General features: G+C 68.6%; 17 protein-coding genes and 1 pseudogene. 8 read left to right on the top strand and 10 right to left on the bottom strand.

Translation table 11 applies throughout. The features are described from left to right. The first annotated feature begins 40 nt into the window (after positions 1 to 40). Positions 41 to 2251 (top strand): DUF6351 family protein, encoded by a 2211-nt coding sequence (locus AB0M56_RS35630; protein WP_364184592.1) that lies wholly within the window; start codon positions 41 to 43, stop codon positions 2249 to 2251. Positions 2252 to 2309: 58 nt separating this feature from the next. Here the strand turns inward: AB0M56_RS35630 and AB0M56_RS35625 are convergent, their stop codons facing one another. From AB0M56_RS35625 to AB0M56_RS35615, 3 genes are all read right to left on the bottom strand, one after another. Continuing rightward, positions 2310 to 2480 (bottom strand): hypothetical protein, encoded by a 171-nt coding sequence (locus AB0M56_RS35625; protein ID WP_364184591.1) that lies wholly within the window; start codon positions 2478 to 2480, stop codon positions 2310 to 2312. Positions 2481 to 2521: 41 nt separating this feature from the next. After that, a complete protein-coding gene (locus AB0M56_RS35620) occupies positions 2522 to 3394 on the bottom strand; it encodes a hypothetical protein (RefSeq protein ID WP_364184588.1) in 873 nt (290 codons plus the stop codon). A 128-nt stretch (positions 3395 to 3522) separates the two neighbouring features. Beyond that, positions 3523 to 5064, bottom strand: coding sequence for an alpha/beta hydrolase domain-containing protein (locus tag AB0M56_RS35615; protein ID WP_364184586.1), 1542 nt, complete (start codon positions 5062 to 5064; stop codon positions 3523 to 3525). A gap of 373 nt (positions 5065 to 5437) precedes the next feature. On the opposite strand from AB0M56_RS35615, the pseudogene AB0M56_RS35610 reads away from it, so the two are divergent. Beyond that, positions 5438 to 5566: pseudogene (locus AB0M56_RS35610) on the top strand (oleate hydratase); the annotation flags it as partial. 37 nt (positions 5567 to 5603) lie between these two features. Here AB0M56_RS35610 and AB0M56_RS35605 read toward each other — a convergent pair. Further along, the gene (locus AB0M56_RS35605) at positions 5604 to 5960 is read right to left on the bottom strand and encodes an oleate hydratase (protein WP_364184584.1); all 357 of its coding nucleotides are present in this window, start codon (positions 5958 to 5960) and stop codon (positions 5604 to 5606) included. On the opposite strand from AB0M56_RS35605, the gene AB0M56_RS35600 reads away from it, so the two are divergent. Further along, entirely contained in the window at positions 5944 to 6333 is a 390-nt protein-coding gene (locus AB0M56_RS35600; protein ID WP_364184581.1) for an oleate hydratase, read from the top strand. The two genes, AB0M56_RS35605 and AB0M56_RS35600, sit on opposite strands and share 17 nt — an antisense overlap. A 132-nt stretch (positions 6334 to 6465) precedes the next feature. Next, complete coding sequence (locus AB0M56_RS35595; protein ID WP_364184578.1) at positions 6466 to 7926, top strand: alpha/beta hydrolase; 1461 nt, start codon at positions 6466 to 6468, stop codon at positions 7924 to 7926. Positions 7927 to 7977: 51 nt separating this feature from the next. Here AB0M56_RS35595 and AB0M56_RS35590 read toward each other — a convergent pair whose 3' ends face one another. Beyond that, a complete protein-coding gene (locus AB0M56_RS35590) occupies positions 7978 to 8385 on the bottom strand; it encodes a YbjN domain-containing protein (protein ID WP_220243591.1) in 408 nt (135 codons plus the stop codon). 124 nt (positions 8386 to 8509) lie between these two features. On the opposite strand from AB0M56_RS35590, the gene AB0M56_RS35585 reads away from it, so the two are divergent. Next, on the top strand, positions 8510 to 9061 hold the full coding sequence (locus AB0M56_RS35585) for a dihydrofolate reductase family protein (RefSeq protein WP_364184575.1): 552 nt from the start codon (positions 8510 to 8512) through the stop codon (positions 9059 to 9061). On the opposite strand, the gene AB0M56_RS35580 is transcribed toward AB0M56_RS35585, so the two are convergent. Next, positions 9058 to 10449: an aspartate aminotransferase family protein gene (locus AB0M56_RS35580; protein WP_364184572.1), complete on the bottom strand. Its 1392-nt coding sequence runs from the start codon at positions 10447 to 10449 to the stop codon at positions 9058 to 9060. The two genes, AB0M56_RS35585 and AB0M56_RS35580, sit on opposite strands and share 4 nt — an antisense overlap. A gap of 178 nt (positions 10450 to 10627) precedes the next feature. Further along, positions 10628 to 11125 carry an Lrp/AsnC family transcriptional regulator gene (locus AB0M56_RS35575; protein WP_364184569.1) on the bottom strand — a complete coding sequence of 166 codons (498 nt, stop codon included), beginning with the start codon at positions 11123 to 11125 and terminating at the stop codon, positions 10628 to 10630. 166 nt (positions 11126 to 11291) lie between these two features. Between AB0M56_RS35575 and AB0M56_RS35570 the strand changes: the two genes are divergently transcribed. Together AB0M56_RS35570 and AB0M56_RS35565 are read left to right on the top strand one after the other, a co-directional pair. After that, positions 11292 to 11873 (top strand): amino acid permease, encoded by a 582-nt coding sequence (locus AB0M56_RS35570; protein ID WP_364184566.1) that lies wholly within the window; start codon positions 11292 to 11294, stop codon positions 11871 to 11873. A gap of 40 nt (positions 11874 to 11913) precedes the next feature. Continuing rightward, positions 11914 to 12825: an APC family permease gene (locus AB0M56_RS35565; RefSeq protein ID WP_364184564.1), complete on the top strand. Its 912-nt coding sequence runs from the start codon at positions 11914 to 11916 to the stop codon at positions 12823 to 12825. 4 nt (positions 12826 to 12829) lie between these two features. Here AB0M56_RS35565 and AB0M56_RS35560 read toward each other — a convergent pair whose 3' ends face one another. The 3 genes from AB0M56_RS35560 to rho form a co-directional block, all read right to left on the bottom strand. Continuing rightward, positions 12830 to 15058: an LLM class flavin-dependent oxidoreductase gene (locus tag AB0M56_RS35560; RefSeq protein ID WP_364184561.1), complete on the bottom strand. Its 2229-nt coding sequence runs from the start codon at positions 15056 to 15058 to the stop codon at positions 12830 to 12832. A gap of 105 nt (positions 15059 to 15163) precedes the next feature. After that, entirely contained in the window at positions 15164 to 15655 is a 492-nt protein-coding gene (locus AB0M56_RS35555) for a MarR family winged helix-turn-helix transcriptional regulator (protein WP_364184559.1), read from the bottom strand. A 22-nt stretch (positions 15656 to 15677) separates the two neighbouring features. Continuing rightward, positions 15678 to 16745 (bottom strand): transcription termination factor Rho, encoded by a 1068-nt coding sequence (rho, locus tag AB0M56_RS35550; RefSeq protein WP_364184556.1) that lies wholly within the window; start codon positions 16743 to 16745, stop codon positions 15678 to 15680. 207 nt (positions 16746 to 16952) lie between these two features. On the opposite strand from rho, the gene AB0M56_RS35545 reads away from it, so the two are divergent. Beyond that, the gene (locus tag AB0M56_RS35545) at positions 16953 to 17258 is read left to right on the top strand and encodes a DUF6412 domain-containing protein (RefSeq protein WP_364184554.1); all 306 of its coding nucleotides are present in this window, start codon (positions 16953 to 16955) and stop codon (positions 17256 to 17258) included. Positions 17259 to 17333 lie beyond the last annotated feature (75 nt).

Raw genomic sequence — 17333 nt, 5'->3', positions numbered from 1 at the left:
CGGGCCGAGTTCGCGGTTACCGAAGCTTGATCCGGCTCGTTTGATCAACTCGGGTGGCCGAATGTTGTTCTGGCTAAGTAACGCGTGCTATACCCGGCACTTGCGTGGCACCGCACCCGAGCGGTGCCGTGAGCAACGAGGTGCGAAGTTGAGAAACCGTACTTGGCGCTCGACCGCGGTAGTGGCCGCTCTGGCCGTGCCGATCCTCCTCACCACAGCGGCGACCTCGGCCGTCGCGCAACCGGATCACCACTCCCGGTTGGGAATCACGACCGTCTCCAACCCGCGGCCCGATCTGGTCAGCGGAGGCCAGGTCCTGGTCAGAGTCACGCCGCCGGACGCGCACTCCGGTGTTCGTGTCTCGGCCGGCGGCCATGACGTCACGCGGGCCTTCCACGCCGAGTCCGACGGGAGCCTGCTCGGGCTCGTCACCGGACTGCGCGACGGCTCGACCGACCTGGTCGCGACGGCCGGGCATGATCGCGCGAGCGTGCGCGTGGTGAACCATTCGATCACCGGTCCCGTGTTCTCGGGACCGCAGCAGAAGCCGTTCTACTGCGAGACCACCGCGTACGGCCTGCCCCCGGCGACCATGCCGCTGTGCAGCGCCCCAACGCAGGTTACCTACCAGTACAAGAACACCGCCGGGAAGTTCGTGGCCTTGGCCGACCCGGCGAGCCGCCCGGCCGACCTGGCTTTCGCGACCGGCGGCGCGCCCTACATCGTCCGGGTGGAACGCGGCACGATCGACCGCGCGGTGTACGAGATCGCCGCCCTGGCTTCCGGGCCGGCCACCCCGTCACCGTTCGCTGCCACTCCGGGCTGGAACGGCAAGCTGGTCTACACCTTCGGCGGCGGCTGCAACTCCGGCTACCACCAGGGCGCCGGCACCGGTGGCGTGGTCAACGACCTGTTCCTCTCCCAGGGCTACGCGGTCGCGTCGTCGAGCCTGAACGTGCTCGACAACAACTGCAGCCCGATCATCTCGGCCGAGGCCGCGATGATGGTGAAGGAACACTTCATCGAGACCTACGGCCCCGTCCAGCACACCATCGGCTGGGGCGGTTCCGGCGGCGCGATCCAGCAGTACGACATCGCCGAGAACTACCCCGGCATCGTCGACGGCATCATCCCCGGGGTGTCCTTTCCGGACCCGATCACCACGGCCGGGCCGGTGGCAGACTGCCGGTTGCTGAACCGGTACTTCTCTTCCGCTTCGTTTACGGATGCCCAAAAGCTCGCCGTAGCGGGCTGGAACTCGTACTCGAGCTGCCTCTCGTGGGACGCCACCTTCGCCAGCCGTGCGACCGCCACGGACAGCTGCAACTCGGCCATCCCCGTCGACGTGCGGTGGGATCCAGTGACGAACCCGCATGGCGTGATCTGCAATTCCAACGAGCAGTTCGCGAACCAACTGGGGCGCGACCCGCGCACGGGGTTCGTGCGGAACACGCTGGACAACGTGGGAGTGCAGTACGGGTTGGACGCGTTGAAAGCGGGTGCGATTTCGGCGGCGCAGTTCGTGTCGCTGAATGCCTCGATCGGCGGGCTGGACTACACGGGTAAGCCGGTGGCCGCGCGGTCTTCGGCTGACCCGAAGGCCCTGGATGCTTTGTACCGCGACGACATTTTCAACACAGCGTCGCAGGGCCTGGCGTCGACGCCGATCATCGATCAGCGCACGGACCTCGACCTGGCGGGCGCGGGGAACGACATCCACACTTCGGAGTGGTCGTTCGTGCTGCGGCAGCGGTTGTTGGCCGCGAATGGGACTGCGGCCAATCAGGTGATCATCGCCAACCACCCGACGGCTGCGGAGCAGGCCGCCGCGAGCGCGTATGAGCTGGACGCGATGGACCGCTGGCTGACGGCGATCGACCGGGATCACTCGGGTCGGAGTGCTGCTTCTCGCGTCATTGCGAACCGACCGCACGACCTTTCGGACGGTTGCTACCTCTCCGCAACCCAGCGCGTGCAGGAAAAGCTGACCGACCCGTCGTCGGGCCAGTGCGGTGCGCTGTACCCGGTGGCCGAGAACACCCGCATGGCAGCGGGTGAGAGCCTGGCCATGGACGTGCTGAAGTGCCAGACGAAGCCGCTGGACTTCGGCTCGTACCCGGTCAAGTTCACTTCCGCCGAGAAGGCCACCCTCCGGGCAACCTTCCCGACCGGCGTCTGCGACTACCACCGCAACGGCGTCGGCGAGCGCAAACCCGCCGGCGTGTGGCGAAACTACGGAAGCCGCGCGTAAGCACTGCTCGAAAACGGCTCCTCGCCAGGGTTCCCGCCCTCGCGAGGAGCCGTTCTCGTCAGTGGTGGAACAGGCGCAACCCGGTGTGGGTCAAGCTCATGCCGTGTCGCGCGCACGCGTCGGCGACACCCGGGGAACGCGTGGAGCCGCCAGGTTCGACCACGTGACTGATGCCGATCGTGGCGGCGTGCTCGATGTTGTCGCGGAACGGCAGGAACCCGTCGGACACGAGGGTCGCGCGGCTGGCCCACGGCCCAGGGTCGGGCAGAACTAACGGGAAACCTGGGAAAAGCTCGGTGAACTCCACTTCCTGGGCCGGCGTGAGTCGGCCCTCGGCGAGGCGGATCTGCCAGTTGAGGCGATCCTGCCGGGACATGCCGGGGACGCGGGGCAGCGTGCGCACCACGGGGTGCCGGCGCAGCCACCAGGTGCGGCCTTGCCGACGGCGAGGCGGACGCAGTCGACGCGGTTCTGCTGCCCGGCGCCGATGCCGAGGGGCATCCCGTCGCCGACGACCGCCACGGAGTTGGACTGCGTGTGGCGAAGGGTGGCCAGGCCGAGCAGGGCGTCGCTCGGGAGTCCAGGCAGGAACGGCGCACGGTCGCGGCGCTGCGCGACAACGACACCGTGGACGTCGCGGCGCTCGCACTCGGGTGGCTCGTACGCCGGATCTGCTTCCAGGACCAGGAAAGTGCCGGATTTCTTGCGCACGAGCACTTCCAGCGTGCCGGGCTCGAAGCCGGGCGCGATCGCGGCGTCGGAGATCACCTGCGACAGCAGGTCGGCCAGCTCCGCGTCGACGGGCGCGGAAACAGCGACGACGTCACCGAAGCCGGACTTCGGATCGGCGTCGCGGGCGCGCACGTAAGCGCCGGTGAGCGGGCCGGGTTCGGTGACGCGCCAGGTTTCCCGAATCACGTCGTCCAGCGGGCCGGCCGAGGCCACACCCGCGGGAGACACGTGTTTGAACGACGCCGCGACCACGGCCCCGGTGGCGGCCGAGGCCGTGCGAACGAGCTGCCACGCGTTGAGCGCGTCGAGCAGGTTGATGAAGGACGGGGTACCGGCGCGGACCCGTAACGGTCCGTCGTCCAGTACCCAGGCGGGTTGGTGGGGGTGCGTGCCGTAACGCAGGTCGATCACGCGAAGCGCTCCTCAGTGCCGGGCACCGAGGAGCCCCCAGGCGGACGACGCTCCCACTGCTCGCGCTCCCCGGTGGTGACCCACCCTCGCCAGTCGCGCGGGGCCAGGCTACCACCGGGGAACGTCCGTCAGAACAGCTTGCGCTTCGCAGCCTGGTTGATCAGCGTGCGACCGTCCTCCGGGAGAAGGAAACGCTGGGTCTCCAACCGCTGCACGACGTCAGCCACCTGCTGCCGGTAGTCGTTGTTGTTGTAGTACAACGACTTCAGCTGCGCAGCGTCGAAGTCGCGGTGGGTGCCGTACAGGACGCAGAACGAAGACAACGGGTTGTCGAGGTTGGCGGGGGAGTTGATGCCGTCGTTGAGGCCTGTGGGGACTTCCACGTCGGGCAGGCGGATGCCGCCCTGGGCGATGCCGTTGGCGTCGCGGGCGATGTCAGCGGGTGGGCCCGGGTCGATCAAAGCCAGCGGCGCAGCGCGGCGCGGCGGGATGCCGCGGCTGACCCACTTGTCGAGGGCGTCGTAGGCGGCGTGGAAGACCGTCCAGGATTCGACCTGGCTCGGGCCGGGGTTGGTGCAGGAGAAGGGAGCCTGCTCGCCGAACTCGCGGGACTGGATGGCGCCGAGGGTGGTGCGGAAGTCGTTCGGGTCGGTGCCGGTCGAGTAGGCGGGCACGTGCGAGGCGCCGGCGATTTCCCAGGTGCGCAGGGAATCGCTGTCGGGCGCGGTCTTGCTCGGCACGCCGGCGCCGCGGTAGACGTCGTTTTCGGTGTAGACGCGGATGGCCTTGGTGCCGACGCCGTCGCGCGGGGGCAAGGAGCTGTCGGACAGCGCGAAGAGGAAGCCGTCGTAGACGTGGCGCAGGGGCTGCACGGTGTTGTAGTACACGCCGAGGTAGCGGCCGGACTGCGACGCGCCGCCGGCGTACACGCGGTCGATGCCGAGGTCGGCCAGCGGGTTCTTCTTGCCGCGGCCCTTGAGCAGCTGCGCGATCTGCGTGTAGATGTCGAACGACTGCGAGTCGTCGAGCACGGCGCCGCCGTTGGTGACGTCGAGCGAGCCGTAGCGCTGCGGGCTCCACTGGGTGAGGCCCAGGCCGGCGGTCCCGCCGGTGGTGGCGCCGTTGACGCCGACGCGCTGCACCGAAGCGCCTACCCACGTCCAGCCGTTGCGGACGTAGTAGTCGGCGCTCGTGCCCCACTCGGTGTCGATGTCGTGCCCGGCGGTCACGTTCTGCCAGTCGACCACCGCGACGCCGGCCGACTTCGCGGGCTTCACCGGGCGCCGCACCACGATCCGGGTCGTGTACGGCGTGGTGCCCAGGGGGATGGCTGCCTGCTTCTGCTCGTCGACGGTCGGGTTCGGGTTGTACCGCGTGGCGGTGCCGGAGATGAAGAACTCCTCCTCCTCGTAGCCGGCCTTCTTCAGGTCGTACGGCGTCGAGTAGAAGACGTAGTCGTGCGCAGAATCCCCAGGTTTGCCCTGCGCGGGGATGGGACCGGTGATCTTCGCCGGGCCGTTGCCCGGGGCGGAGGTCGGGGGCTTCGGCGGCGGGGCCTTCGCAGCAGGAGCGGCAGGAGCGGCGAGCGCCGGCGTCGCGGCGAGCAAGAGGGTGAGCGGTGCCAGGAGGATGGTGGTTCGCAGTCTTCGTTGAGTGCGGTTTCCGGACATGTACGTCCCTTCACGAGGGTGACAGCCTCTTTCCGGCGCCAGCCAGTGAACGCCCGCTTAGTGAGCGATGTCAAGAATCTGATTCGGTTTTGACCGCCGGCCACGGCCGCGCCGGCACCGAGGCGAGCGGACACCCACCACCCGGACCGGCGAACACTCTCCGTCACCCGAACAGGTGCAGCCCGTCGCAGGGCCCGGAACCCCTGTTATGTTTCGAAGGGAAGCGTGCTTACTTCCGAGCCCATTCCCGCGGCGTTTTCGCCGCCTTCACTGAAAACAATTCAAGTTCCTCCCCGTGGCCATAACAGCGGGTTGAAACCTGTCATTTTCCGGGGAGCGCTTGGTCGGAGGAATCCTCGAGCTCGCCAAGTGCGTGTCGACGCCGGAAAGACTCCTTGACGGCAAGCGGATCTCCGAATGCTTCCAACCTGAGTTCTTCACCACGAACTTCTGGTACATGTGATGCACGACGTTCGCGTTCGAGTCCTGGCACAGCGCGATCGAGTTCCGCCGGTACCTCAACCGGTTCGTCCACCTTTTCAAGACCTTCGACACGATGTCGCCGCCAGCGTGCGCCACAGCTTCCACGCGTCCGCCGAACGGGTGGTGTGCAGCGTCGGGGGCGTGGTGGTCGAGCCCAGCGTGGAGTCGGCGGTCATCGAGCCGTCGGTGACGAAGACGAACTCGTCGGGTCCGAGGGCGATCTGCTCGGTGGCGCCGTTGCGGGTCCAGTGCAGTGCCTGGACGGTGACCTCGGAACCGGCGGCGAACGCGAGGTCAGTCACGGTCGTGCCGAGCTGGATGGTGACTCCCTGTGCGTCGAGCCAAGCCAGCAGGGCGCGAACGATCGAGTCGTACTGGTTGAACTTCGTTCGGTAGATGCCCGGCACAACCATGGCCGAGAGCTCCGGGCGCGACATCCTCGCCGAGGTACTGGGCCACCTGCACTTCGACGACGTCCGCGACCGGATCCTCGACAGCTCCATCGTGCTGCCGGCGACCATGCCGTACATCACCAGCCAGTTCCTGGTCCGCAAGACCGGCGACCGCCCGCAGGTCGTCCCGCCGGGCTCCACCAACCTGGCCTTCATCGGCCAGTACGCCGAGGTCTCGGACGACGTCGTCTTCACCGTCGAGTACTCCGTCCGCACCGCGTGGACGGCCGTCGCACAGCTCCTGCGCCTGGACCGGCAGCCGCCGGCCGTCTACAAGGGACAGCACAACCCCAAGGTGCTCGTGGAAGCGCTCGAGACGCTGCACCGCCGCTGACGCCCTGGCTCGCCGAGCTCCCCCGGTACGACCGGGGGACTCGGCGAACCCCTCCTCACCGGGCCAGGACGACGTTCTTCTGGCAAGATCCACGCCCGAACGGTTGATCTTCACCACCGGAAGGCGTGGCGCATGGCCCTGGGCCGGAAACTGACCGTCGTCACCGCGGCGGCCACCACTCTCGCGGCCCTGCTCGCCGCCCCGGCCGGCGCCGCGCGCGAGACCGTCGACTGGAAACCGTGCCCCACCGCCGCCGGCGTCGACTGCGGCACGGTCACCGTCCCGATCGACTGGGCGAATCCCGGCGACGGCACGATCCAGCTCGCCCTCGCGCGGCGCGAGGCCACCGACCCCGCCCACCGCATCGGCTCCATCCTCATGGATCCCGGCGGCCCGGGCGGCGAGGGCGCGGGTGAGGTGCAGGACGGCTGGACCCTGTCGCCGGCCATCACCGCCCGCTTCGACACCGTGGGTTTCGACCCGCGCGGCGTCGGGCAGAGCAGCCCCGTGCGCTGCGGCCTCACCGAGGTCACGGCCCCGAACCCGCAGCTGCCGAAGAGCGTCGCCGAGTTCCGCCAGCTCACCGCCCGCAACGAGGCCCTCGGCACGAGCTGCGCCAAGACCACCGGACCGCTCGCCTCGCACGTCGACACCACGAGCGTCGCCCACGACATCGACGCCATCCGCGCCGCACTCGGCGAAAGCAAGCTGACGTACTACGGCACTTCCTACGGCACGCTCATGGGCCAGGAATACGCCGAGGCCTATCCCGGCCGCGTCCGTGCGCTGGTGCTCGACGGCACGATGGACCACTCCGTGCGCAGCACCTGGGCGTTCCTGAGCTCGCAGACTCGCGCCACGCAGGAGATGTTCGACCAGTTCGCCCACTGGTGCGCCACCACCCCGTCCTGCGCTCTGCACGGGCAGGACGTCCGCTCGGTCATGGCCCAGCTCTACACCCGCGCCGAACACGGCAACCTCGGCACTCCCGACGACTCCCTCGACCCGGTCGCGCTGATGGGCATGATCACCCACGCCTTCTACGGCCCCGACTGGTCCGGCCTCGCCACGAGCATGGTCAACCTGCGCGACGGCAAACCCGCCGAGTCCGCGTTCGGCGACATCACCGTGCCGACCTCGTTCAGCAGCATCTTCTGCTCCGACTGGCGCCTGCCCGTCAGCGGCTACGGCGAGCTCGAAACCTTCCGCCGCTCCCTCAGCGCGATCGCCCCGGACATCCGGTTCTCACCCCTGGCCTGGACCTCCGCCACCGGCTGCCTCGGCTGGCCCGGCACCGTCCGCGACCCCCAACGCGCGCCCGGCTTCCTGGGCAACCTGCCCGTTCTCCTGCTGAACAGCCGCTACGACCCCGCCACGCCGTACTCCTGGGCCCAGCACGTCTCCCGCCAAACCGGCGCACCCCTGCTGACCTACGACGGCTGGGGTCACAGCGCGTACTTCAAGAACAGCGACTGCATGGTGTCGGCCACGGACAAGTTCCTCATCGACGGCGTGCTTCCCGCCCGCGGAACCCACTGCGCCGCGGTGACTCCTGGTCCGTCGAAGTCCAGAATGGACGGACCTGCCTACTGAACCGAGAAGGGCCTCCCAGGTTTCCCGGGGAGGCCCTTCTCGGTTTACAGGTCAGTAATCGTCACGTCCGGTGAACTGCTGCTCCAGCAACTCCGCCGACCCCGCCACCAGCTCCAACGGGTCCGTGAACTCGTTGATGTCGAGGTTCACCAACGGCAACGAATGCCGCAGGACGACGTGCTCCCCCATCACCACGATCCCCCCGACGACGAGCGTGTGCCCCACCTCGGTCAGCACGTCGAGCAGGTCCACCTCGTCCACCCGCGCGAACGGCGTCGCGATCTGCACCCAGTCTTCCTTCTTGTCGAAGACCTCGTGCGCGACCACGACCACCTGCGCGCGCCCGGTCGTCTCCGCATCCTCCCCGAACGCCATGCGAATCCGCACCTCGTCGGGCTCCTCCCGGATCACCCGGTACTCCTGCCTCATGAACGCGACCAGATCGGCCCATCCCGCCACGCGGCTTCCTCCGTTTCGTGAGTGAACAGGGGAAAGCGTAGTGAAGGCGGGCACGCGCGGCTCGCCTTGCGCAAACTGTCCGCTTTGCGTAGTTCGGCAGCCCGTCCGCCGCTATTCTGACTCCATGCGACCCTTGCGGTACACCATCAACGTCACCCTCGACGGCTGCGTCGACCACCGCGCCATCGAGCCCGACACCGACACCCATCAGCACGCGACGGCCGCCCTGCGCCGCGCCGACGCCCTGCTCTTCGGCCGCGTCACTTACGAAATGATGGAAGCAGCCTGGGGCCCGCACGCGGACATGGCGGCGATGCCGACGTGGACGCGGCCGTTCCACGAGGTGATTGACCCGGCGAAGAAGTACGTCGTGTCAAGCACGTTGGCCGCCGTGGACTGGAACGCCGAACTGATCACCGGCGACCTCGCCGACTCCGTGCGGCGCCTGAAAGCCGAGCCGGGCGAGGGCCTCTACGTCGGCGGCGTGAGGTTGCCACTGGCCTTGGCCGAGCTGGGCCTGATCGACGAGTACGAGTTCCTGGTTCACCCGAGAATCGCCGGCTACGGCCCGAAGCTGTTCGAAGGCCTGCCCACCCCGCTCGACCTGCGTCTGGTGAACCGCCACGAGTTCGGCTCCGGCGCCGTGGCCCTGACCTACGAACCCAAGACGACTTAGAGCAGCTTCCACGCTCCCGTCAGCGCCTCGCGGAGGATCTGCTCCATCTCGTCGAATTCCCTCTGCCCGCAGATCAGCGGCGGCGACAGCTGGATCACCGGCTCGGCACGGTCGTCGGCTCGGCAGTACAAACCAGCTTCGAAAAGGGCGTCGGAGAGATAGCCGCGAAGAACGCGCTCTGATTCCTCAGCCGTGAAGGTCTCCTTCGTGGACTTGTCCTTCACCAGTTCAATACCGTAGAAGAAGCCCGCACCGCGGACGTCACCGACGATGGGGAGATCCAGCAGGCGGTCGAGGGTGCCGCGGAACACTGTCTCCTGGGTGAGGACGTGGCCGTAAAGATCCTCCCGCTCCATGAGGTCCAGGTTCGCCAACGCGACAGCACACGAAACCGGATGACCACCATACGTAGAGCCGTGCATGAACGTCGTGGATCCAGTCTCAAAAGGCTCCATCAGACGATCACTGGCCAGCACGGCACCCAGCGGGGCATACCCAGACGTCAGCCCCTTGGCCGTCGTGATGATGTCGGGCTGATACCCATACCGCTTGGCCGCGAAGTCATACCCGACCCGACCGAACGCACAGATCACCTCGTCCGAAACCAGCAACACATCATGCCGGTCACAGATCTCGCGAACCCGCTCGAAGTACCCAGGCGGCGGAACAAAACACCCACCAGTGTTCTGCACCGGCTCCAGAAACACCGCGGCGACCGTGTCCGCACCTTCGAACTCGATCGCCTGCTCGATCTGATCAGCAGCCCACCGGCCATAAGCCGCATAGTCATCAGCATGCTCGGGAGCACGGTAGAAATTCGTGTTCGGCACCCGCACCGTACTGGGCACCAACGGTTCGAAGTCCGCCTTCGCACCAGGGATGCCCGTGATCGACAGCGCCCCCTGAGAAGTGCCGTGATACGCGAGCGCGCGGCTGATCACCTTGTGCTTGGTCGGTTTCCCGACGATCTTGAAGTACTGCTTGGCCAACTTCCACGCCGTCTCCACGGACTCACCACCGCTGACAGTGAAGAAGACCCGGTTCAGATCCCCAGGCGCGGCAGCCGTCAGACGCTCGGCCAACTCGATCGCCGGCGGATGCGCATGGCCCCACAACGGGAAGTACGCGAGCTGCTTCGTCTGCCGAGCAGCCGCCTCCGCCAGCTCATCGCGACCATGACCAACCTGCACCGCGAACAACCCGGCAAGCCCGTCGAGGTAACGCTTCCCACGGGAGTCCCAGATATAGGCACCTTCCCCGCGCACGATCACGGGGACCTCGGCGGAGTCAAAGCCCGAGTGGCGCGTGAAGTGCAGCCAGAGGTTGTCGCGCGCGGACTCGGCCAAGGCAGTCGCGGGGGCGGCGTTGGGGTCGGCGGTGGTGGTCATGGCTCCTCGCAAGCGGGCCTCGAAGTGCCGGGCACGCATGGCGGCGCGAACCGGCCGGACCTCTTCGTTATCGCACGAGCCCGCCACTCAACGCAAGCGTATCGGTTGCCGAACGGAGTAACCTCGACTAATTCTAGGCCAGTGGGCGCCAAAGACCTTCGGATTTAGTCGCTCAGGATCAGCGGGTGCCCCACTGGTACGACTGCTTGCGCAGCTTCAGGTACACGAGCGTCTCCGCAGTACGCACACCAGGCAAGGTGCGGATCCGGTTCGAGATCAAATCCAGCAACGCCTCGTCGTCGGCGCACACCGCCTCGCACAGCACGTCGAAGCGGCCGGCGCAGAGCACGACGTAGTCGATTTCCGCCATCTCCGCGAGCGCGTCCGCGACGGGCTCGAGCGGACCGTCCACGGTGATCGCCACCATGGCCTGACGCAAAAGCCCTACCTGCAAGGGATCCGACACCGCGACGATCTGGATCACCCCGGAATCGGACAGGCGCTGCACGCGCTGGCGCACCGCGGCCTCCGACAGGCCGACGGCCTTGCCGATCGTCGCGTAGGCGCGGCGGCCGTCCTCCTGGAGCTGGGCGATGATCTTCTTCGAGATGTCGTCGATCACCGGCGGCGCGGGCCGGGGGTGGTTCGGTTCCTGGCTGGTCACCCCCGGGATCATCCCCGACCCGCCCGAGGCCCGGCAAGCCAGCGCGTGTGCCGCTGAACGCGACCGTCCACAGTGCGACGGGCGACGGATTTAGTCGTCTTGGTGGCGTTGACAACACCGAATCAGTGCTGTTCCATCCGTCGAAACATTGCGCCGCCGACGGAGGGACATCGCCCCCATGCCCCCTGAACCGGCTCTCGCCGAGTCCACCACGACAGGCACCGCAGCACCCCGCGAGCTGACCCGCTCCATCGGCGTCACCGGCGGAACACTGCTGACACTGAGCTGCGTGACGCCCGCGTCCTCATTGTTCGTGCTCGTGCCGCCACTGTTCGCCGACCTCGGCACGGGCACCGCGCCGGCCATCGCGCTGGCCGTGCTGCTGTGCGTGGGCATCGCGTTCTGCTATTCGGAGCTCGGCACGCTCGTGCCCAGCGCGGGCGGCGAGTACGCCATCGTCACCACGGTGCTCAACCGCTTCTCCGGCTGGATCACGTTCGTGCTGTCGTTCATCGTGATCCTGGTCGTGCCGCCGATCATCGCGCTCGGCGTGGCCGACTACCTCGCGCCCATCGTGCACCTCGACCCCTCGCCGGCCGGCGCCGCGGTGATGCTGGCGTCGACCGTGATGGGGGTGCGCCATCGTGTTCTCCACGAGCTCGGTGACGACCAGGCAGGCGTCGTCGCCCAGGTGCGGTACCCGCCAGTCCGCGCACTTCTCCCTCACGAACCATCTCGCGTGCGCCGCCGCCCGCGGTGAGCGCACGATCTCCTGCTGCCCTCTGAGCCGGACGGGCCGGATGGCGAACCTGCGCTCCAACGCGTGGATCACCGGCGTGTTCCTCGCCATCGAGCTCATCGCCGTGGTGGTCGTGTCGGTGCTCGGGTTCGCGCACGCCGACCGCTCGCCCGCGGTGCTGGTGCGCCCGAGCCTCGACGGCGTGAGCGGCGTCGGGCTCGTCACGGTGATCGCCGGGCTCGCCATGGCTCTCTTTGTGGTGCAAGGGTTTTCGACGGCCGTATACCTGGCTGAGGAGATGCGCGAGCCACACCGGACCGTTTCGCGAACCGTGCTGTGGACGCTCGGCATCAGCGCGCTCGTCATCCTCGTCCCCGTCGTCGCCATCACGCTCGCCGACACCGGCTCCCTGGGCGAGGTCGATCTCACCGCCCTCGTCGTGAGCTGGAGCGGCTCGACACTCGGCACCGTCATCAGCCTGTGCATCGCCGCCGCGATCGTGAACGCGGTGATCGTGATGGTCATCCAGAACTCGCGCGTGCTCTACGCGTCGGGCCGCGACCGTGCCTGGCCGGACCCGGTGAACCGCGCCCTGAGCGTGGTCAGCTCCCGATTCGGCTCGCCGTGGGTCGCGACGCTGGTGGTGGGCCTGTCGGAGGCCGTGCTGTGTTTCGTCCCGGTCGAGACGCTGAGCGGCGTCACGGGTGTCGCCGTGGTGGCGCTCTACCTGGCCATCGCGATCACCGTGCTCGGCGCCCGCCGCGCTGCCCACCGCGGCCCGCACGTCTGGCGGATGCCGGGCTGGCCCGTGATCCCGGTGGTCGTGGTGCTGGCGCTGGGGTACGTGCTCGTCGAGCAGACCGCGCTGGACCTGGGCATCACGGCCGCGGTGCTCGTGGTGTCGGGCGGGTACTGGCTTGGCTACCTGCGCCGGCGATCCGACCGGTGGCTGGTGACCATTCCGGGCCACTGACCCGTCAGCTGATCGGGAAGTTGCGGTTGAAGACGCCGTCCGGGTCCCATTCCGCCTTGAGGGCGCGCAGTTTCGTGAGCACCGGCTCGGGGAACGCGTCGAGCAGGCGTTCGGGGCGGGTGTCCGTCTCGAAACTCAGGTACATGCCGTCCAAGTACGGGCGGAAGCCGTCCCAGCGGCGGTCCATCCTCTCGCGCAACGCGGGGGCGGTGGTGGCCAGCACGGAGAAGTTCTGCGTGCGGTGCGAGTAGGCCATGGCGTCGGCCGGCTGGTCGTTCACCGCGCCGCCGGCCGAGCGGAACTGGACCATGAGGATGTCGCCGGAAGCCACGAGGTCGGCGACGGCGTTCGCGACCGGCGGGGTCACGTGCGTGAGCAGGCCGCTGCGGGTGTCGGACAGGCCTTGGCCGTGGTGCGGACCGTGGTGGGCCACCATGATCGCCGAGTACGGCACGAGCTGCGCCTGCTGCGCGAGCACCGGGCCGACGTCGAGGAAACGACTGAAGACCTCCTGTGCGGCTTCGACGTCGTCGTTGGCGTAGATCAGGGTGATCTGCGCGGTGGGCGCGCTTCGGCGGCGCCCGGGCAGCAGAGCCAGGAAGCTGCTCAGCTCGCGCGGCGCGCTCTCGACGGTCGCGGCCCAGGCTTCCAGCAGGCCCGCAGTATCGGTGGCGTCCACGGTGAGGTTGGCGAACGCGACATTGTCCACTTCGTACGCTTCGAGCTCGAACGCCGTGACCACACCGAAGTTGCCGCCCGCTCCGCGGATGGCCCAGAACAGGTCCGGGTAGTGGGCGGCATCCACGCGCAGCACCCGTCCGTCGGCGACCACCAGCTCGGCCGCGACGACGTGGTCGATGGTGAGCCCGTACTTCCGGGCCAGGTACCCGAGACCGCCGGCGGTGGCGAGGCCGCCGACCCCGACGTCGCCGTAATCACCGGAGCTCATGGCGAGGCCTTCACGCGCCAGCACCTGCGCGACGTCACCCCACCGCGCACCCGGCTCGAGGCGCACCAAGCGTTTCGCGCGATCCAAGACCTCAACGGAGTTCATCCGGCCCAGGTCGAGCACAACCCCACGGTCGAGCGTCGATCGACCACTGATGCCGTGGCCACCGCTGCGCACGGCCAACGTCAGGTTCTGCTTACGCGCAAAAGCGAGTGTGTCCACCACGTCCTGTGTGGACCGAGCGCGGACCACCAGGCTCGGCGACCCCGTGCGCACGTACGTGTGCCGCACCTGCTCGTACGCGGAATCCCCCGGCTCCACAGCCTTGCCCGCCAACGACGACGGCAGCGCGTCGTAGTCCACCCCATGGTGCCGCTGAGCCAACGCAGCCGCCGAGCGCACCCCACTGCGTTCCTTCTCCACGGCCTCCCGCACTGCCGGCGCGACCTCCTCGCCGAGGATCCGCATCACGCGCGGATCGTCACCGCCGAAGAGGAAGCCGGTGATGCCGACGTCGAGGATCAGCGGCAGCAGCTCGTCGACCCACTGTTCGGGCGGCCCCTGCAGAAACCCTTGCCGCGTGGGCGAAAAGCCGACGTTCATCACGTTCAGCAGCCGCCGCACCGCCGCCGGGTCGCGCCCGGCTTCGGCGGCGGCGTGGTCGATGCGCTTGATCGCCTCGGTGAGGCCGGGGTTGCGGAGGTACTCGTAGGTGGGCAGCCAGCCGTCGGCCGCGCGGCCGGTGAGGGCGAGCATGCGCGGCTGGTACGCCCCGAGCCAGATGCCGATGTCGTGTGCCGGCCGCGGCCCGCGGTTGAGGCCCGGGACCTGGTAGTGCTTGCCGTCGTGGCGCAGCGGACCGGACGTGTCGGTGTCCCAGATGCCCCGCAGGATGTCGATGGCTTCGGTCAGCGCCTCGATCGACTCGCCCGTGGTGCGGCGCTCGCCGGTCATCCGGAACGCGGCGTCGGCGAACGCGCCGGCGCCCAGCCCCAGCTCGAAGCGCCCGCCGGACAACAGGTCCAACGACGCCGCGGCCTTCGCCAGCACCTGTGGCGGGCGCAGCGGCAGGTTGGTGACGTTCGCCGCGACCCGCAGCTTCGTCGTCCTCGCCGCGAGCCAGGTCAGGAGCGTCTGCGTGTCGAGGTAGCCGGCGTTGTACGGGTGGTCCTGCACGGTCACCAGGTCCAGCCCCGCGCGTTCGGTCTCGATCGCCAGGTCGACGACGTGCTCGGGGTGGTGCGCGTCGGGCGTCAGGAACGTCCCGAACAGCAGGTCGTGCATGGGTTGCCGCCTTCTCGTCTGTGCTGCAACTTATATAACTCACAACTCATCTGTTTGACAACCTATTCCGGGGCAAGCGTCAACCAGGTGACAAGGCGAGAAGGATCAGCGCAGGGCTTCGGAGACGGTGCGGCACGAGTCCGCGACCGGGTCTTGCTCGTGGATCAGGCACGCGGCCTGGTAGGTGAGGTTCTGGAACAGCGCGCGCTGCTCAGCGCTCAGCCCGCCCAGCACGGCTTCCTCCACGGCGGCGACGCGGCGCTCGGCGTCGGCCAGCGCTTCGCGGCCCTGGACCGTGGCGACGATGCGGCGGACCCGGCGGTCTTCCGGCGCGGGCTTGCGTTCGACGAGATCCGCGGCGACGAGCTCGTCGATGAGGTAGGTCATCACCGTGCGGTCGATGCCGAGGTGCGCGGCGAGCGCGGCCTGCGTCGGGATGTCGGCGTGGACGACGGCGCCGAGGACCTGGAAGCCGCGCGGACCTTGGGGCAGGCCTGCGAGGACGTGGTCGACCTCGCCGTTCCAGCGGCGCAGCACCGTGCCCAGTGCCCAGCCCAGGTTGCCGGCCGGCCGGTCTTCGGGCCCGTGTGTCGCCATGTTTCGAGATTACCTCCCGCGCTCACGCGGCGAGCTCGGCCGGCGTGCCGAGCGACGCGGCGACCCGGGCGATGAACTCGGAGTTGGACTTCGTGGTGCGGACCTGGTCGAGGAACTGTTCGGTCGCGCGCTTGGGGTCCTGGCCGGACAGGGCGCGGCGGACCTCGTTCATGACCTGGAGCTCCGCGGCCGGCACGAGCAGCTCGTCGCGGCGGGTGCCGGAGCCGAAGAGCTCCACGGCGGGGAACACGCGGTTGTCGGCCAGCAGGCGGTCGAGGCGCAGCTCGGAGTTGCCGGTGCTCTTGAGCTCCTCGAAGAACACCGTGTCGGCGAGCGAGCCGGTGCCGACGAGCGCCGTGGCGATGATCGTGAGCGAACCGCCGCCCTCGATGTTGCGCGCGGCGCCGAGGATCTTCTTCATCGGGTGCAGCGCACCGGCGTCCACACCGCCGGAGAGGACGCGGCCCGACGTGCGAGCGGCGAGGTTGTAGGCGCGGCCGAGGCGGGTGAGCGAATCGAGCAGCAGCACGACGTCGCGGCCGCTTTCCACGAGCCGCTTGGCGCGCTCGACGGCCAGTTCGGCCACGGCCACGTGCTCGGACGGCTTGCGGTCGAACGTCGACGCGACGACTTCACCGCGCACCGACCGCTGCATGTCGGTGACCTCCTCAGGCCGCTCGTCGGCGAGCAGCACCATGAGGTGCACGTCGGGGTGGTTCACGGCCACCGCTTGCGCGATCGCTTGCAGCACCGACGTTTTCCCGGTGCGGGGCGGCGCCACGATCAGCGCGCGCTGCCCCTTCCCGACGGGCGCGACGAGGTCGAGCACGCGGGTGGTGAGCTGGTGGCGAGTGGTTTCGAGGACGAGGCGCTGGTCGGGGTGCACCGGCGTGAGCCGTTCGAACTCCGGGCGGTTCTGCGCCGGAGGAGCACCGTTGACCGAGACGACCTGCTCGCCGTCGACGACGATCTCGTCGCCGCGCCGCAGGTCGTGCTTGCGGATCAGTCCAAAGGGGACGGACGGACCGCCCGGCGTGTAGCCGAGGGTGGCGGTCTTGCCGTGGATGTCGAGAATTCCTTGGTATGACATGGTTTTGACTCCTTGAGGATGAAAGGCGCGATCAGTGGGATCGCGAAACGAGCGAACGCCACATCGAGATCGACGGGGCTTTCGTGAAAGTGAGAACTCCCCCGGGCGGCCGGGCCGGCATCCATGGGGATCGAGGTGAGCATAGCGCAAGGGCGCCGAGGACCACAACCGGCTACAATCGCGGCGACGGAGAAAGGGGGCGTCACCATGCATACGCTGCTGCACCTTGCTTCACCACTGCAGCTGGCGTTCCCCGCCGTGCACGTCTTCGACCAAGCCGGCCCGGCCGCGATCCTCGCGTTCGCCTCCGTGGTGGCCGCGAGCCTGCTCGTGGTCCTGGTCGTCAGCAACGCCAACCGCGGTGAGCTGGCCGCGTGGACCGTACCGGTCCGCGCCCGCCGCACCGCTCTGAACCAGCGCGCGCGTCGCGCGGCTTTCCTGCGGCTGCGCGATCCCGGCGCCCCCGGCCGAAGCCGGCCCCGCGCACCCGGGTGGCACTCCCCGGCTGCGTAACGCCTTTCCAGGTCAGTCCGATCAGGACGGTCCGCAGCCGATTCCGCCTGCCCTGAAACGACTTTCCCCTGGAGT

Origin of the sequence: Amycolatopsis sp. NPDC051372 (assembly GCF_040682095.1) — a bacterium.
In the GTDB taxonomy this organism is placed as follows: Bacteria; Actinomycetota; Actinomycetes; order Mycobacteriales; family Pseudonocardiaceae; genus Amycolatopsis.
The sequence above is the reverse complement of the archived record's forward strand: the minus strand, read 5'-3'. Positions and strand labels throughout refer to the sequence as shown.